This window comes from Acidiphilium sp. AL, assembly GCF_025499445.1.
GTDB lineage: Bacteria > Pseudomonadota > Alphaproteobacteria > Acetobacterales > Acetobacteraceae > Acidiphilium > Acidiphilium iwatense.
This window is the reverse complement of record NZ_JAIMBZ010000031.1, coordinates 23,102-37,565: the sequence shown is the minus strand read 5'-3', so window position 1 is coordinate 37,565 and position 14,464 is coordinate 23,102. Positions and strand designations below refer to the sequence as shown.

The following is a 14,464-nucleotide window of genomic DNA, read 5'->3' as shown; positions in this document are numbered from 1 at the left end:
AAAGATGCGCAATCCGCTCCCATTGGTCAGCCCTCAGCCCATAACGCCCCATCGATCAGCCTTTCGGAATGCTGATCTGCTATGAATCAGGAAAACGGTCGCGCCGGAATCCCCCCGGTCAAATGACGACACACCCTAACTCGAGCTTGATCTGCTGCTCGATCAGCATCGACAGTGTCACGATCGCGAAGCTGTGGCGGAGCCAATGCGGTGTGGCGCGCACTCCCGTTGCCGCGGAAAGCCTTTGGAACTCTCGCCCCCACCGTGCCTGTGAAAGCTCTTCTCCGCTCTCCGTCAACCAAAGCGGAGCTGTTTCGCTATCCTAGAATCCAGTCCCGTGCCTATTGGCGGTCGGGATGAGAAAGGTCTGGCCTATCGGCACGCGGCCGGATCGCAAGCGCTCCTTCAGCGCCTCGATCGCGAGCCGACGCTCGCCGAGCCGATAGGCGTGAACCGCTTTGGCCGCAGACAGCGGCCACAGTACCTCGCGGGATTTCTGCCCCTTTCCGACAATCATCCACGGGCGATATAGAACGCCGGCAAATTCGGTCTGGCTGGGTACATCGTGGTCTCTGAGTGCCGTGACTTCGGAAGATCGCATCCCGGTGCCAATGAAGGTGGCCAAACCTGCCCGTAGGCGCTGGGTTCGAGCGGCACCGGCGAATGCGCGGTATTCCTCCGGACGCAACGCGGCGATCAACCGCTCAGATGTGCCGCGCTGCTTCGCCTGCCAGAGTTCGAAGCCGATGCCGTCGATCCAACCCTTTCGTTCCGCGTAGCGGAGAAACTGGTACCAGTGCACCATCCATTGGTTCCAGGTTTCCTTCCTCACCTTGGGTCCTGTCGGTGTTTTCCCCGGCGGTCGCCCGGACATCGCGGGAGGGGCCCCTCGATAGTGTTGCCTCACGAGATTGATGTGGGCCAACTCGGTGCAGTCTTGCCAGCGCAGGTCCGCCGCCTCAAACCACTTCAAGATGGCGACAAGTGCAGCCGATCTGGCCCTGCGGGTGTGCGGGGAGGAAGTGCGACCGGCGACAGCAAGCTGCCAGGCGTTCACTTCCTCCAGGTATGTGCCATCGTCAGAGAACAGAAACCGAAGGCCCGGCACGTGTTGTACGACCAAGGGCAGTAGAAGGGGCGATCCAGCAGCGGGCTGATTGCCCAGGGCTTGGCGCAACCAGGGTAAAACCCCGTCGGCAGCAAGGGACGCCGCTAACATTCTCTCGCTATTGGCTTTTCGGCGCACAAGCATCCGCCTTCATTTCCAGAAGGGATTAGCCTACTTACCAATAGAGCCCGAAAGTTGTTCACAACATATCCACAGAGATATCCACAGGTCAAGTCTATTCAATTCACAACAACAGCAAGATCATTATCATTTTTGGGTTAAGGTTGCTATTGCATTGGAACATGCGCAATTCACCGTCAGGTATGAGACTGAACCACGGGGGTAAGATAAGCGGCGAGGGGGTCGGTAAATCGACGCAGCTCAGCCGGCTCGCCGCCGTGCTGCGCGAGCAGGGGCGCGATGTCGCCGTCACCCGCGAACCGGGCGGCACGCCGGGGGCGGAAGCGATCCGCGCGCTGCTGCTCGACCCGGCGACAACGCTCGATCCGCTCGCCGATACGCTGTTGGTGTTCGCCGTACGCGCCGATCATGTCCGGCGCATGATCCGGCCGGCGCTGACGCGCTGCGCCGTCGTGCTGTGCGACCGCTTCACCGACTCCACCATGGCCTATCAGGGGCATGGCCTCGGCGTGGATCGCGCCGCGATCAAGGTCCTGGCCCGCATCATCGGCCTGAAACCCGACCTCACCATCATCCTTGACGCTCCGCCCGAGGTGGCGCGCGAACGCCTCGCCGCACGGGGATCGTCGCCCGATCGCTACGAGCGGTTCGACGCCGGTTTCGCCGCCAAGGTCGCCGAAGGATTCCGTTCGATCGCCACGGCCGAACCCGAGCGGTGCGTCCTGATCGATGCTTCCGGTCCGGCCGACGCGATTGCTGCGGTCATCGCTAACCTCGTGCGCCAGAAGCTGTTCGAATGATCTCGCCGCGCGCCAATTCCGTGCTGCTCGGCCAGGATCGCGCGATCTGCGAACTCGCCCGCGCCGCCATGGGCCAGCGCCTGCATCACGCCTGGCTGATCGCCGGGCCGCCCGGCATCGGTAAGGCGACCCTTGCCTACCGTTTCGCCCGCTGGCTGCTCGCCGGCCGCGCCAGCCCCGATCTCGCGCTTGATTCAGCGAACCCGGTGTTCCGGCGGGTCGCCATCGGCTCGCATGCCGATCTCCTGGTCATCGAGCGCCGCTACGACGAAAAGAAAAAACGCCTGCAGGGCGAAATCGTGGTCGACACGGTGGCCGAAGCCGGGCGCTTTCTGCGATTGACGCCGGGTGAGGGCGGCTGGCGCGTCGTCATCGTCGACGGCGCCGAAGCGCTGAACCGCAATGCCGCCAACGCATTATTGAAACTTCTCGAAGAGCCCCCGCCGCGCGCGATGTGGCTTCTGGTCTGCCACGCACCGGGCCGGCTGCTGCCCACTATCCGCAGCCGCTGCCGGCGGCTCGACCTCGGGCCTCTCGAACCCGCCATCCTCGAAACCATGCTCGCCGCGCTCCTGCCGGAGATTGCCCCGGAACGGCGCACGCGCCTCGCGGCGCTGGCCGAAGGTTCGATCGGGCGTTCGCTCGCCCTTGCCGAATCGGATGGGCTCGCGCTGGCCGGGCTGGTCGACGAGGCAATGGGTGGGGCGGTGGCGCCCAGCCGAGCTGCCGCAATCGCCGATGCCGTCGCTCGCGCCGAGGATGGGTTCCTCACCTTCACCGGGCTGTTGCGTTCCGCACTCGCCGCCGCAGTGCGCGCCGAAGCACGCGCCGGATCGCCCGAGCCTTCCCTTGATGCGCGCGCCTCACTCTGGCAGGAGCTTGGGCGGATCGAGGCCGAAGTCGATGGGCTCAACCTCGATCCCCGCGCCGCCATCCTGACGATTTTGCACCAGATCCGGGTTTCATGACCAAGCGTTTCTACATCACCACGCCGATCTATTACGTAAACGGCGCGCCCCATATCGGCCACGCCTACAGTTCCATCGCGGCCGACGTGATGGCGCGGTTCAAGCGGCTTGATGGCCATGAGGTTTTTTTCCTCACCGGCACCGACGAGCACGGCCAGAAGCTCGAAAAAGCCGCGCGCGACGCCGGACTGGAACCGCGGGCGCTGGCCGATCGCAACGCCGCCGAATTCCGCGCCATGGCGCGCACGATCAACCTCTCCAACGACGATTTCATCCGCACCACCGAAGATCGCCACAAGCGCGGTTGCGCGGCGCTCTGGCAGGCGCTGGACGCGGCCGGCGCGATCGAACTCGGCCATTACGAAGGCTGGTATGCGACGCGCGACGAAGCTTTCTATGGCGAGGATGAGCTGACCACCGGCGCCGACGGGGTCAAACGCTCGCCCTACGGCGCGCCGGTCGAATGGGTCCGCGAACCGTCATTTTTCTTCAAACTCAGCATGTTCCAGGATCGTCTTCTGGCGTTGTATGAGGCGCATCCGGGCTTCATCCAGCCGATATCGAGCCGCAACGAGGTGATCAGCTTCGTGCGGAGCGGGTTGCGCGATCTCTCGATCAGCCGCACCAGCTTTTCCTGGGGCGTTCCGGTCCCCGGCGCGCCGGATCATGTGATGTATGTCTGGATCGATGCGCTGACCAACTATCTCACCGCCCTCGGCTATCCCGACATGACCGATCCGCGCATGGCGTTCTGGCCGGCCGATGTGCATCTGGTGGGCAAGGAGATCACCCGGTTCCATGCGGTCTACTGGCCCGCCATGCTGATGGCGGCGGGGCTGCCTCTGCCGCGCCGGATTTTCGGCAATGGCTGGTGGACGGTGGAGGGCGAAAAAATGAGCAAATCGCTCGATAACGCCCTGCCGGTGCAGCCGCTGATCGATGAATTCGGCCTCGATCCGCTGCGATTTTTCCTGCTCCGCGAGATGCCGTTCGGCAATGACGGCGATTTTTCCCGCCGCGCGCTGATCAGCCGGCTGAACGTCGAACTTGCCAACGATCTCGGCAATCTCGCCCAGCGCATTTTGTCATTCATCGCGAAAAACGCGGGCGGGACGATGCCCGCGCGCGGCGTCGCCACCGAGGCGGATGTTTCGCTCCGTGCGATCGCCGAGGCGCTGCCCGATCGGGTGCGCGGCGCGATCGACCGGCTGGCCTTTCAGGAGGCGCTGGAAGAGATCTGGAAACTGGTGCGCGCGTCCAACGCCTATATCGATCGTGAGGCGCCCTGGACTCTCCGCAAGTCCAACCCTACCCGGATGGTGGCGGTATTGCGCGTGCTGTGCGAGGCGCTGCGGGTGATCGGGCTTCTGCTCCAGCCTTTCATGCCGGACACGATGGCGCGCCTGCTCGACCTGCTCGCCGTTGCACCGGACGCACGGGATTTCGCGTCGCTCGACCGGCCGCTCACCGATGGCGCGGCGCTTCCGGCGCCGGTGGGGCTGTTTCCCCGCTTCATCGAACCGACGGCGTGACCGGCGAAGCCGCGCCCCGTCACCGACTTGCAGCCGCCGGCCAGGAGCGCAGATCGTGACCGAGCAGCATCGGGATTTTCAATAACACCCGGCCATGATGCGTAATGTCGATCGGTTTCGCCACCGTGATCGACCGGAACCGCGGCGCGTAGCGCCGCATGATCGCCGCTTCCGAACCGGGCATCGCCGCGATCAGGACATTTTCGCCGATCAGCGATTGCGGCGGCGTGGTGATGCCGAATTCATGCGGGTCGCCCTCGAACACCGCAACTGGAACGCCGGGACCGATCGCATAGGCGATCTTGCCGGCATCATACCAGCGTAAGGCGGCGATCGCGAGGTCAGGCCAGTCGAGATCGCCGCGCCGGGCGAGGGTTTCGCGGAAGCTGCGCCAGTCGACCGCCTGCAATTCGGGCGAGTGGCCCGGTGGAAACAGCGCGTTGAACCCCGGCACGATCCCAAAACTCAGCTCCGCCGCGATGAACAGCGTCGCGACCGTCAGCAGCCCGGCGGTGCCGGCCGTAACCGCGCCAACCCAGCGCCGCGCGGCATTGCCAAGCCGCGCCACCCAGTCGCCCAGCAAGGGAAACAGCATCAGATAGCCGGGAGCCGCCCAATGATAGAGAATTTTGCGCGCCGACCAGAACGCGATCACCGAAAACAGTGTAACCGGAATGATCGCGAGCAGAGCAAGAAACCGCGCCCGCCGGTCAGCACCGTGCCGCAGCCCCTCCACCAGCAGCCACGCCATCGGCACCCAGATCCAAGGCGCGATGAATAAGGCTTCACCGGCCCAGACGATGAAGGGCCGCAGCGGGTGAATGCCGATGCCGGTTGCGCGCGCGCCCTGGTAGCCGAATGACACCCAGGCGTTCAGTGCGTTCCAGATCAGCACCGGCGAGAACACCAGAAGCGCGATCAGGCAGGCGATCCACGGACCGGCGCTGGCCAAAGCTCGCCTGCCGCGCGCATCGAACGCCAGGAACAGCAGGGCGCCGAGCAGATTGAGCGCCGCATTGTATTTCGAGGTCATCGCAAGCCCGGCGAACAGCCCGGCGAGCGGCCAGAATCCCGGTTCGGGCTCGGCGTCGAGTTCAGGTCGGGCGACACCCACCGCACGGGACAGCGCCCATGCCGCGGCAACTAGGAAAAAATCGAGCGGTCCGTCCGGCAGCACCCAGGTGCCGAAAGCGACCGAAAAGACCGGCGAGATGTTCAGCCCGATCACCGCCCAGAGCGCCGCGCGGGCGCCGAACAGCCGGCTGGCGAAACCGTACATCAGCGCGCTGGTGCCCGCGAACAACATAATGAAGGGCAGGCGCACGATCAGCGGGCCATGCAGCCCGGTCACCCGCTGGATCGCCAGTTCCATCCACCAGGAAATCGGCGGATGGTCGAAATAGGACAACTGAAATGCATGCGACGCCGAAACCATGTAGCTTTCGTCGATGCCGAGTCCCATGCCTCCGGCAAGGATCAGGCGAATGACGGTCGCGAGCAGGATGACGACGGCAGCTTGGCGTGCGGGCGAGGCGGATTTCATGGCCGAGCGGCATGAGCGACGGGCGGCGTGCGGTCAAGCCGGACGACCGTCGTTTCACGCGACGATGACTTGGAGCAACGGACAGTCCATCGTATCAAGGCGGTCGACAGGAGTTCCGCATTATGAGCATCGCCTTCAATCCGGGGCGCCGCGCCCTGCTTTCCGGCCTTGGCAGCATGGTCTGCGCCGCTGCGCTCGTCCCGAACGCCCTGGCGACCGAACCGGCACCGCCCGCCTATGTCGAACTCGACGGTCATATGAAACCGCTGGCCTTCCGCATGGAGAATGTCGAAACCGGCAAGATCGTCACCGAAGCGGCGTTTCGCGGCCATCCGGTGATCCTCTATTTCGGTTTCACCCGCTGCCCGGATACCTGCCCGCTCACCATGCAGAATGCGGCGCGGCTGGTTCGGATGCTCGGCGTCGATGGCCGGAAGCTGCGCATCGCGTTCGTCACCGTCGATCTCGATTACGACACCCCGGCGCGCCTCAAAAGCTTCATGGCGAAATTCGGCACCCCTCCGGTCTTCACCGGCCTGCGCGGCACACCCGCCGAACTCGAGGCGGCGGCAAAGCGCTACGGCGTATTCTACAAGGCGCCGGCCGGGCCCGATTCGCCCGATCCAGTCTCCGCCATCGGCCATAGCGACGCCACCTATCTGTTCGCGCCCGACGGCAAGGCCGTCGCCGTGCTGACCGCACTACCCGGCTCGCATCCCGATCTTGGCAAGGATGCAGCGCTGATCCGCAAATTGATCGGCTGATGTGCGCTGCCGGTCTTTTCGTGCTTGCGGCGCTGCTCGGTGCCGCCGCATCGGATGGCGCAAGCCTCGTCGCTCATGGCAACAGCCATGGCATTCTGCCTTGCGCAGCCTGTCATGGCGCCGATCTCAAAGGCAATGCGGCGACCGGGGCAGGGCGGCTCATCGGCAATCCCGCATCTCAAACCCGTGCCTCGCTGCGCCGTATCGCGGGCGACGCATCCCGCGGCAATTACGCGATGCACGACATTGCCCGCTCGATGACGCCAGCTGAACGCCGCGCCATCGCCGCCTATCTCGCAACGCTGCGCTGAGTATGCCGGATCAATGTCCGAAGATCGTGCGCGATTCCGGCAATATCCGGCTTTAACGCCACCCCGAGTTTGGTAATCATGAACCGCGCGTCGCCATGCGCGCCGAACACATAGATCGCGGCGGAATGAGTTACGGTGTAGTGCGCCGGGTTTTTCGAGCGCTGCACCGAAAACACCACGCGATAACGCCTCGCGAGTCGAAACAATTGGTTGGGCGTGCCACGCAGCCCGACCATATGCGGGCCGAACAACCCAATATAATAGCGCAGAACCTGCGGCGTATCCCGGTAGGGATCGACGGTGACGAACAAAAATACGACATGTGAAGCGAGCGGACCCAGCGTCTTGAACACCTGTTCGACCCGGTACTGGGTGAACGGGCACTCGTCACCGCAATTGGTATAGCCGAAAAACAGCATCACCACTTTGCCCCTGAAATCGGCAGCGGTGACGGTCTTGCCGGTCTCCACATCTTTCATGCGCAAGCTCAGCGGCGGCACCAGGCCCGCGATCGGCCGATCCACCGAGGCGAGAGGGCGGCTTCGCGCCGCGGCCGGACCGATTGCGGCGAGCAGGAGCAGAACAGCAAGACCGCCGAGGCGAAGCCTGCGAACCATCATCGCATCCCGATCGATACCCGCGCCGACCTCAATGACCGAGATAGGCGTTCATACGTGGCGCTCATCAACCCAATTTCGTCTTCAGCGCCTCGTTCACCAAAGCCGGATTGCCCTTGCCCGCCATCGCCTTCATCACCTGCCCGACGAAGAAGCCGAACAATTTCTCCTTGCCCGATTTATACTCGGCCACCTTGTCGGCATTGGCGGCGAGCACCCGATCGATCGCGGTGTCGATCGCGCCGGTATCGGTCACCTGCCGGAGCCCGCGCGCTTCGATGATCGCACCCGGCGTATCGCCGGTCTCGACCATGATCTCGAACACCTCCTTGGCGATCTTGCCGTTGATCGTCGCATCGCTGATCAAGTCGAGCAGGGCACCAAGGTTTTTGGCACTGACAGGGCTATCCTCGATGTTGCGTCCGGTACGATTGAGTGCGGCGAAAAAATCGCCGAGCATCCAGTTCGCCACGAGCTTCGCATCGCGCCCTTTCGCCACGGTTTCGAAAAAATCCGCGGTGGCCCGCTCCATGACGAAGATCGCCGATTCATAGGCGGAAATTCCAAAATCGCGCACCAGCCGCGCCCGTTTCGCATCCGGCAATTCAGGCAGGTCGTTCTTCAGCGCCGCAACCCAAGTCTCGTCGAGCACCAGCGGCAGCAAATCCGGTTCGGGGAAATAGCGGTAGTCATGCGCATCTTCCTTGCTGCGCATCGAACGGGTCACGCCTCGCGCCGGGTCGAACAGGCGGGTTTCCTGTTCGACCACGCCGCCCGATTCCCAAACCTCGATCTGCCTTCGCGCCTCGGTCTCCACCGCCTGCATCACGAAGCGGATCGAATTGACGTTCTTCACCTCGCAACGGGTGCGAAATGCCTCGCCCGGTTTGCGCACCGACACGTTGACATCCGCACGCATCGAACCTTCGTCCATATTGCCGTCGCAAGTGCCGAGATAGCGCAGAATGGTGCGCAGCTTGCGCAGATACGCGCCAGCTTCCTCCGGGTTGCGCATATCCGGCTCACTGACGATTTCCATCAGTGCGACGCCCGAGCGGTTCAAATCGACGAAGGATTTGCTCGCATGCTGATCGTGCATCGACTTGCCGGCATCCTGTTCGAGATGCAACCTCGTGATGCCGATGCTGCGCGTCTCGCCCGATTCCAGCTCGATCTCGACGGTGCCGGCCCCGACGATCGGCTGATCGTACTGGCTGATCTGATAGCCTTGCGGCAAATCGGCATAAAAATAATTCTTCCGGTCGAACCGCGAAATTAGATTGATCCGTGCGTCCAGCCCAAGCCCGGTTCGCACCGCCTGCGCCACGCATTCGCGGTTGATCACCGGCAACATGCCGGGAAATCCCGCGTCGATGAAACTGACCTGGCTGTTCGGCTCCGCACCGAATTCGGTTGCAGCACCGCTGAACAGTTTTGATTTCGATATGATCTGGGCATGAACCTCAAGCCCGATCACCAGCTCCCATGGGCCGGTTTCGCCCCCGATCGTGTAGCTCATGGCGTCGCTCCCGCGCGCAAGCCGGGCAGGGCGGTGAACCCCGCCGCGCGTTCGATCGCCGAGGACACGGCAAATACCGTCTCCTCATCGAAGTGTCGGCCAATCACCTGCAACCCGAGCGGCAGCCCGCGCGCATCCTGCCCAGCGGGGATGCTCATCGCGGGAACCCCCGCGAGCGAGGCGGGAACCGTGAACACGTCGTTCAGATACATCGTCACCGGATCGTCCATTTTCTCGCCGATCGCGAAGGCGGCCGAGGGCGCGGTGGGCGTCAGCAGCGCATCGATCTTCGCGAAAGCCTCGGTAAAATCGCGCAGAATCAGGGCGCGCACCTTCTGCGCCCGCAGATAATACGCGTCGTAATACCCGGCCGACAGCACATAGGTGCCGATCATGACCCGGCGCTTCACCTCGGCGCCGAATCCGGCGGCGCGGGTGCGCTCGTACAAATCGATCAGATCCTCGCCGTCGACCCTGGCACCGAACCTCACCCCGTCATACCGCGCAAGGTTCGATGACGCTTCGGCAGGTGCGACGATGTAGTAGACCGGCAGCCCGTATTGCGTGTGCGGCAGCGACACATCGATGATGTCCGCCCCCGCGCGCTTCAGCCAGTCGATGCCGGATTGCCAGAGTTTTTCGATCTCCGGCGCCATGCCGTCGACGCGATATTCGGCAGGAATGCCGATCCGCAGCCCCTTCACCCCACGCGCGCAGGCGGCACGGAAATCGGGCACCGGGCGATCGGCCGATGTGCTGTCCTTTTCATCGAATCCGCTCATCGCGCCAAGTAATATCGCGCAATCCTCGACGGTGCGCGCCATCGATCCGGCTTGATCGAGCGAGGAGGCAAACGCGACGATACCGAAGCGCGAGCAGCGGCCATAGGTCGGCTTGATTCCGGCGATGCCGCAGAACGAAGCGGGCTGGCGGATCGAACCGCCTGTATCGGTTCCGGTCGCACCCAGCGCGATCCGTGCTGCAACCGCCGATGCCGAACCGCCGGACGATCCGCCGGGAACCAGCTTCGCGCCATCCGCCCGCTGCCACGGATTCTCCACCGGGCCGAATCCGGAGGTGATGTTCGACGATCCCATCGCGAATTCGTCGAGGTTCGCCTTGCCGAGCATCACGCTCCCAGCGGCCTTGAGCCGCGCGGTCACGGTGCTCTCATAGGGCGGGATGAACGGCGCCAGAATCTTCGAGGCCGCGGTTGTCCGCACACCCTCGGTGCAGAACAAATCCTTGATCGCGAGTGGAATCCCTGCAAGGGCAGGGGCATTGCCAGCAGCACGCGCCGCGTCCGCCGCTTTCGCCCGGTCGCGCGCGATGTCGGGCGTGGTGGTGATGAAGGCGTTCAGCCGCGGATTGAGCGCCTCGACCGCACCGATATGCGCCTCGGTCAGTTCGACCGCCGAGATGCGTTTTGCCGCCAGCGCGTCCAGCGCCTCGGCGATGGTCAAATCGAGCATGGTCATTCCACCACCTTCGGCACCGCGAAGAAATCGCCGATCCGGTCCGGTGCATTCGCCAGCACGTGATCGGGGATGCCGCCGTCGGTCACCCGGTCTTCGCGCATCCGCATGGTCATCTGCGCCCCGCCGGTCAGCGGCGCCACGCCGTCGACATCGACGGCGGCAAGCTGTTCCACATAGCCGAGAATGGCGTTGAGTTCGCCTTGCAGGCGCGGCACCTCGTCATCGGCGAGGCGGATGCGGGCGAGTTTCGCGATGCGGCGAACCATCGCGGGGTCGAGCGACATGGATTGATCCCTTGGGTTTCAGTGCGGACCGGACCATAAACGCCACCATGACACTGTTCAACCTGACCGGCCTGGTAGCTACGTTGCCCCGCAATTCTCGTCTCATCGGCCTCGATCCCGGCTCGCGCATCATTGGCATCGCTCTGTCCGACGTGAGCCGCCGCTTGGCTTCCCCCTATGGCGCCATGAAGCGCGGCAAGCTTGCGGAAATGGCGCAGACGATTCGCGACATTGCCGCCAAGGAAGGGGCAGGCGGCATCGTTATCGGCCTGCCGCTCTCGATGGATGGCTCGCTCGGTCCGGCGGCGCAGGCGGCGCGGGACTGGGCTCACGCGATCGCCGCGGCAACCGGGCTGGCGGTGGCGATGATGGATGAACGCCTGTCCTCGGCGGCCGTGAACCGGGCTATGATCGAGTCCGATCTGTCGCGCGCCAAGCGTGCCGCGCGCGTCGATGCGGCGGCGGCAGCCTATATGCTGCAATCGGCGCTCGACCTGCTGAACGAAGCGGGATGAAACCGCTCGCGATCCTGCTGCTTCTGGTTCTCGCGGCGGCGCTGGAAGTCGGCGGCGATGCGCTGATGCGCGCCGGCCTGCATGATTCCGGCGCATCGCGGGTCACCTGGCTGATCGCCGGCACCGCCGTGCTCGCCGCTTACGGCATCTTCGTCAATCTCGGTCCGTGGGATTTTGGCCGCGTACTTGGCGTCTATGTGGTATTGTTCTTCATCATGGCGCAGATCGTCAATTTTCTCGGCTTCGGCCTCCGCCCCGGCGCGCCGATCCTTGTCGGCGGCTCGCTGATCTGCGCTGGCGGACTGATCCTCGCCGTCTGGCGCTGAATGTTGCGATTTCGGTAGCCCACCCCCCGCGCTCTGTGGCAGTTTCGCGTAAAGCACGAGGAGACGCCGATGCACGGGCTGATGCAGCACGAACCCATGATGATTTCCGATTTGCTGCGCCACGCCGCCCGATATCATCCGCGAAGTGAAATCGTCTCGCGCCGCCCCGACGGCGTCCATCGGCAGACCTACCCCGAAACCGAACGCCGCGCCCGGCGCCTCGCCCAGGCGCTGATCCGGCTCGGGATCGCACCGGGCGACCGGGTGGCGACGCTCGCGTGGAACAGCCACCGGCATGTCGAGCTCTATTTCGCGATCTCCGGCATTGGGGCGGTGATCAACACGATCAATCCGCGCCTCGCGCACGACGATATCGCCTATATCGCCGATCATGCCGAGGATCGGGTGATTTTCGCCGATGTCGATTTCGCGCCGATCCTCGCCGCCGTCGTGCCGAAGCTGGCCGCGAGACCGCGCCACATCGTGTTTCTGAACGATTCTGGCGACATCCAGGATTGCACGCTCCCCGCGAGCATCTCGGTATCTGCCTACGAGACGCTGATCGCCGCTGAAGACGGCGATTACGAGTGGCCGCGCTTCGAGGAAACCACGGCGAGCGGCCTTTGTTACACCTCGGGCACAACCGGCAAGCCGAAGGGCGTGCTCTATAGCCATCGCTCGACCGTGCTGCTGGCGATGGCGGTCAACGCCGCGGATGCGTGCGGCTTGCGCGCGGCCGACCGGCTGATGCCGGTGGTGCCGATGTTCCACGTGAATGCCTGGTCCCTGCCTTATGCGGCGGCGGCGTGCGGCGCCTCGCTGATCATGCCTGGACGGTTTCTCGACGGCGCAAGCCTCGCCGGCCTGATCGCGGATGAGCATGTGACCATCTCGGCCGGCGTGCCGACGGTCTGGCTCGGCGTGCTCGACCATCTGCGCGAAACCGGCCAACGATTGCCGAGTCTGCAACGCCTGGTAATCGGCGGCTCGGCCTGCCCACCTGCCTTGTTCGAGCAGTTCGATGCACTCGGCGTCGAAATCCGCCACGCCTGGGGCATGACCGAGAGCAGCCCGCTCGCCACTCTGGCAGCACCGGTGGCGGGCGTCGACGCGGATGCCGCGGCAAACCAGCGCCTGAGCCAGGGCAGGACGATCTTCGGCGTCGAACTGCGCGCGCGGGATGAAAAAGCGACCGAGGTGCCATGGAACGGCAAGACCCAGGGCAATATCGAGCTGCGTGGCCATTGGGTTGCGACCGGCTACTACCGAATGCCTAAAGGCACCACTGCGGATGGCTGGTTTCCGACCGGCGATGTCGGCACCATCGATCCTGACGGTTTCGTCTACCTCACCGACCGAACCAAGGATCTGATCAAATCGGGCGGCGAATGGATCAGCTCGATCGCCCTGGAAAACATCGCCGTCGCGCACCCTGCAGTGGCCGAGGCGGCGGCGATCGCAGCGAAGCATCGCAAATGGGGCGAGCGGCCGCTGCTGATCGTCGCATTGCGGCCGGGTGCATCGTTGACCAAGGCCGAGCTGCTGGCCTTCTACGAGGACAAGGTCCCGCGCTGGTCGGTGCCGGACGATGTGATCTTTATCGACGAATTGCCCCATGGCGCCACCGGCAAGCTGCTCAAAACGGCTCTGCGGTCACGCTTCGGAGACTATTTCATCCGGGCGGAGGACGTGGTCTGATGGAGACTGCCGTTTCGATCGCGACGGTGAAATTGGTCCAGCCCTTCGAGGGCTTCAGCGCGACGCCTTATCAAGATCCAGTCGGCGTCTGGACCATCGGTTTCGGCTCGACGCGCGATGCCTTCGACGCGCCGGTCTGCGCCACCACGCCGCCGATCACCCGCGCGCAGGCGCTAGCTCTGGTCGAGCGCGACCTGACGTCGGCATTCGATGATGTGACGAGCCAAGTCACTGTGCCGCTCAACCCGAACCAGCAGGCCGCGCTGATCGATTTCGTCTACAATCTCGGTGCCGGCAATTTCCGCGCCTCGACCCTGCTGCGCTTGCTCAATGCCGGAGATTTCGCCAGGGCGGTCCGACAATTCACCCTGTGGGACCATGCGGATGGACGCGTGCTACCCGGCCTGTTGCGCCGACGCGAGGCGGAGGCAGCGCTGTTCGCCGCACCTATTTGACGCGCGAAACCAGTTTCACGGTCGAGCTCTGCGCACCGTCATAGGTCAGCGCCGTCTTGCCGGCCGGATAGCCGTTCTTAGACAGAATGAACGCCATGATATCAGTGTATTGCGCTTTGGTCAGACTACCGGGAGCGCCGGCGGGCATCTGCTGAGAGAGCTCGTCGAAAATCGCCGCCACCGTGTAATTGTTGGACGGGCCGGCAAAATTCTGCCCGACCAGGGCCGGGCCGGAAATGCCTTGCAGATTCTTGCCGTGGCACATCGAGCAATGCGTCTCGAAATCGGCGCGGCCCGACGTCGCCTGAGCTTGGGTGTAGAGCGCCGGCGGCGCAGCGGCATGTGCCGTGGCGAACAAAGCGAGCGTCGCGACGACAATCGCGGGGGCGGCGAATTGCTTCATGG

The 14,464-nt window shown here is 64.2% G+C and carries 16 protein-coding genes; 9 read left to right on the top strand and 7 right to left on the bottom strand.

Annotated features, from left to right (window positions below; genetic code table 11):
• Positions 1-322: 322 nt before the first annotated feature.
• Positions 323-874 (bottom strand): hypothetical protein, encoded by a 552-nt coding sequence (locus AiwAL_RS14990; protein ID WP_262312952.1) that lies wholly within the window; start codon positions 872-874, stop codon positions 323-325.
• Between the two features lie 557 nt (positions 875-1,431).
• Between AiwAL_RS14990 and tmk the strand changes: the two genes are divergently transcribed.
• The 3 genes from tmk to metG are packed head-to-tail and all read left to right on the top strand — an operon-like array spanning position 1,432 to position 4,549.
• Entirely contained in the window at positions 1,432-2,049 is a 618-nt protein-coding gene (tmk, locus tag AiwAL_RS14985) for a dTMP kinase (RefSeq protein WP_235705938.1), read from the top strand.
• On the top strand, positions 2,046-3,017 hold the full coding sequence (locus AiwAL_RS14980) for a DNA polymerase III subunit delta' (protein ID WP_235705939.1): 972 nt from the start codon (positions 2,046-2,048) through the stop codon (positions 3,015-3,017). The genes tmk and AiwAL_RS14980 overlap by 4 nt, the downstream gene beginning before the upstream one ends.
• A complete protein-coding gene (metG, locus tag AiwAL_RS14975; RefSeq protein ID WP_235705940.1) occupies positions 3,014-4,549 on the top strand; it encodes a methionine--tRNA ligase in 1,536 nt (511 codons plus the stop codon). The genes AiwAL_RS14980 and metG overlap by 4 nt, the downstream gene beginning before the upstream one ends.
• Positions 4,550-4,568: 19 nt before the next feature.
• Here metG and AiwAL_RS14970 read toward each other — a convergent pair whose 3' ends face one another.
• Entirely contained in the window at positions 4,569-6,092 is a 1,524-nt protein-coding gene (locus tag AiwAL_RS14970) for a glycosyltransferase family 39 protein (protein WP_235705941.1), read from the bottom strand.
• Between the two features lie 122 nt (positions 6,093-6,214).
• Here AiwAL_RS14970 and AiwAL_RS14965 point away from each other — a divergent pair, with 122 nt between their 5' ends.
• Both AiwAL_RS14965 and AiwAL_RS14960 read left to right on the top strand, forming a co-directional pair.
• Positions 6,215-6,856 (top strand): SCO family protein, encoded by a 642-nt coding sequence (locus AiwAL_RS14965; protein ID WP_262312951.1) that lies wholly within the window; start codon positions 6,215-6,217, stop codon positions 6,854-6,856.
• Complete coding sequence (locus tag AiwAL_RS14960) at positions 6,856-7,167, top strand: cytochrome c (RefSeq protein ID WP_262312950.1); 312 nt, start codon at positions 6,856-6,858, stop codon at positions 7,165-7,167. Before AiwAL_RS14965 ends, AiwAL_RS14960 begins: the two co-directional genes overlap by 1 nt.
• Here AiwAL_RS14960 and AiwAL_RS14955 read toward each other — a convergent pair.
• The 4 genes from AiwAL_RS14955 to gatC form a co-directional block, all read right to left on the bottom strand.
• Positions 7,146-7,787: an SCO family protein gene (locus tag AiwAL_RS14955; protein ID WP_262312949.1), complete on the bottom strand. Its 642-nt coding sequence runs from the start codon at positions 7,785-7,787 to the stop codon at positions 7,146-7,148. The two genes, AiwAL_RS14960 and AiwAL_RS14955, sit on opposite strands and share 22 nt — an antisense overlap.
• Before the next feature lie 64 nt (positions 7,788-7,851).
• Positions 7,852-9,303, bottom strand: coding sequence for an Asp-tRNA(Asn)/Glu-tRNA(Gln) amidotransferase subunit GatB (gene gatB, locus AiwAL_RS14950; protein ID WP_235705945.1), 1,452 nt, complete (start codon positions 9,301-9,303; stop codon positions 7,852-7,854).
• Positions 9,300-10,781 (bottom strand): Asp-tRNA(Asn)/Glu-tRNA(Gln) amidotransferase subunit GatA, encoded by a 1,482-nt coding sequence (gene gatA, locus AiwAL_RS14945; protein ID WP_235705946.1) that lies wholly within the window; start codon positions 10,779-10,781, stop codon positions 9,300-9,302. The genes gatB and gatA overlap by 4 nt, the downstream gene beginning before the upstream one ends.
• Positions 10,778-11,065 (bottom strand): Asp-tRNA(Asn)/Glu-tRNA(Gln) amidotransferase subunit GatC, encoded by a 288-nt coding sequence (gene gatC / locus AiwAL_RS14940; protein WP_235705947.1) that lies wholly within the window; start codon positions 11,063-11,065, stop codon positions 10,778-10,780. The genes gatA and gatC overlap by 4 nt, the downstream gene beginning before the upstream one ends.
• Positions 11,066-11,112: 47 nt before the next feature.
• On the opposite strand from gatC, the gene ruvX reads away from it, so the two are divergent.
• The 4 genes from ruvX to AiwAL_RS14920 all read left to right on the top strand — a co-directional run bounded on the left by ruvX (position 11,113) and on the right by AiwAL_RS14920 (position 14,059).
• Positions 11,113-11,580 (top strand): Holliday junction resolvase RuvX, encoded by a 468-nt coding sequence (gene ruvX / locus AiwAL_RS14935; RefSeq protein WP_235705948.1) that lies wholly within the window; start codon positions 11,113-11,115, stop codon positions 11,578-11,580.
• On the top strand, positions 11,577-11,906 hold the full coding sequence (locus AiwAL_RS14930; RefSeq protein ID WP_235705949.1) for a hypothetical protein: 330 nt from the start codon (positions 11,577-11,579) through the stop codon (positions 11,904-11,906). Before ruvX ends, AiwAL_RS14930 begins: the two co-directional genes overlap by 4 nt.
• Before the next feature lie 69 nt (positions 11,907-11,975).
• Positions 11,976-13,604: a long-chain fatty acid--CoA ligase gene (locus tag AiwAL_RS14925; protein ID WP_235705950.1), complete on the top strand. Its 1,629-nt coding sequence runs from the start codon at positions 11,976-11,978 to the stop codon at positions 13,602-13,604.
• Entirely contained in the window at positions 13,604-14,059 is a 456-nt protein-coding gene (locus AiwAL_RS14920; protein WP_262312948.1) for a lysozyme, read from the top strand. The genes AiwAL_RS14925 and AiwAL_RS14920 overlap by 1 nt, the downstream gene beginning before the upstream one ends.
• On the opposite strand, the gene AiwAL_RS14915 is transcribed toward AiwAL_RS14920, so the two are convergent.
• Positions 14,052-14,462, bottom strand: a complete 411-nt coding sequence (locus AiwAL_RS14915; protein WP_235706020.1) for a c-type cytochrome — start codon at positions 14,460-14,462, stop codon at positions 14,052-14,054. The two genes, AiwAL_RS14920 and AiwAL_RS14915, sit on opposite strands and share 8 nt — an antisense overlap.
• Between the last annotated feature and the right edge of the window lie 2 nt (positions 14,463-14,464).

Excerpts from the sequence above, each read along its gene's own strand:
- AiwAL_RS14925 (WP_235705950.1), top strand. The coding sequence starts at position 11,976 with ATGCACGGGCTGATGCAGCACGAACCCATGATGATTTCCGATTTGCTG.
- metG (WP_235705940.1), top strand. The coding sequence starts at position 3,014 with ATGACCAAGCGTTTCTACATCACCACGCCGATCTATTACGTAAACGGC.
- gatC (WP_235705947.1), bottom strand. The coding sequence starts at position 11,065 with ATGTCGCTCGACCCCGCGATGGTTCGCCGCATCGCGAAACTCGCCCGC.
- AiwAL_RS14920 (WP_262312948.1), top strand. The coding sequence starts at position 13,604 with ATGGAGACTGCCGTTTCGATCGCGACGGTGAAATTGGTCCAGCCCTTC.
- gatB (WP_235705945.1), bottom strand. The coding sequence starts at position 9,303 with ATGAGCTACACGATCGGGGGCGAAACCGGCCCATGGGAGCTGGTGATC.
- AiwAL_RS14915 (WP_235706020.1), bottom strand. The coding sequence starts at position 14,462 with ATGAAGCAATTCGCCGCCCCCGCGATTGTCGTCGCGACGCTCGCTTTG.
- AiwAL_RS14990 (WP_262312952.1), bottom strand. The coding sequence starts at position 874 with ATGTCCGGGCGACCGCCGGGGAAAACACCGACAGGACCCAAGGTGAGG.
- AiwAL_RS14955 (WP_262312949.1), bottom strand. The coding sequence starts at position 7,787 with ATGATGGTTCGCAGGCTTCGCCTCGGCGGTCTTGCTGTTCTGCTCCTG.
- AiwAL_RS14930 (WP_235705949.1), top strand. The coding sequence starts at position 11,577 with ATGAAACCGCTCGCGATCCTGCTGCTTCTGGTTCTCGCGGCGGCGCTG.
- AiwAL_RS14980 (WP_235705939.1), top strand. The coding sequence starts at position 2,046 with ATGATCTCGCCGCGCGCCAATTCCGTGCTGCTCGGCCAGGATCGCGCG.
- gatA (WP_235705946.1), bottom strand. The coding sequence starts at position 10,781 with ATGACCATGCTCGATTTGACCATCGCCGAGGCGCTGGACGCGCTGGCG.
- ruvX (WP_235705948.1), top strand. The coding sequence starts at position 11,113 with ATGACACTGTTCAACCTGACCGGCCTGGTAGCTACGTTGCCCCGCAAT.
- AiwAL_RS14960 (WP_262312950.1), top strand. The coding sequence starts at position 6,856 with ATGTGCGCTGCCGGTCTTTTCGTGCTTGCGGCGCTGCTCGGTGCCGCC.
- tmk (WP_235705938.1), top strand. The coding sequence starts at position 1,432 with ATGAGACTGAACCACGGGGGTAAGATAAGCGGCGAGGGGGTCGGTAAA.
- AiwAL_RS14965 (WP_262312951.1), top strand. The coding sequence starts at position 6,215 with ATGAGCATCGCCTTCAATCCGGGGCGCCGCGCCCTGCTTTCCGGCCTT.
- AiwAL_RS14970 (WP_235705941.1), bottom strand. The coding sequence starts at position 6,092 with ATGAAATCCGCCTCGCCCGCACGCCAAGCTGCCGTCGTCATCCTGCTC.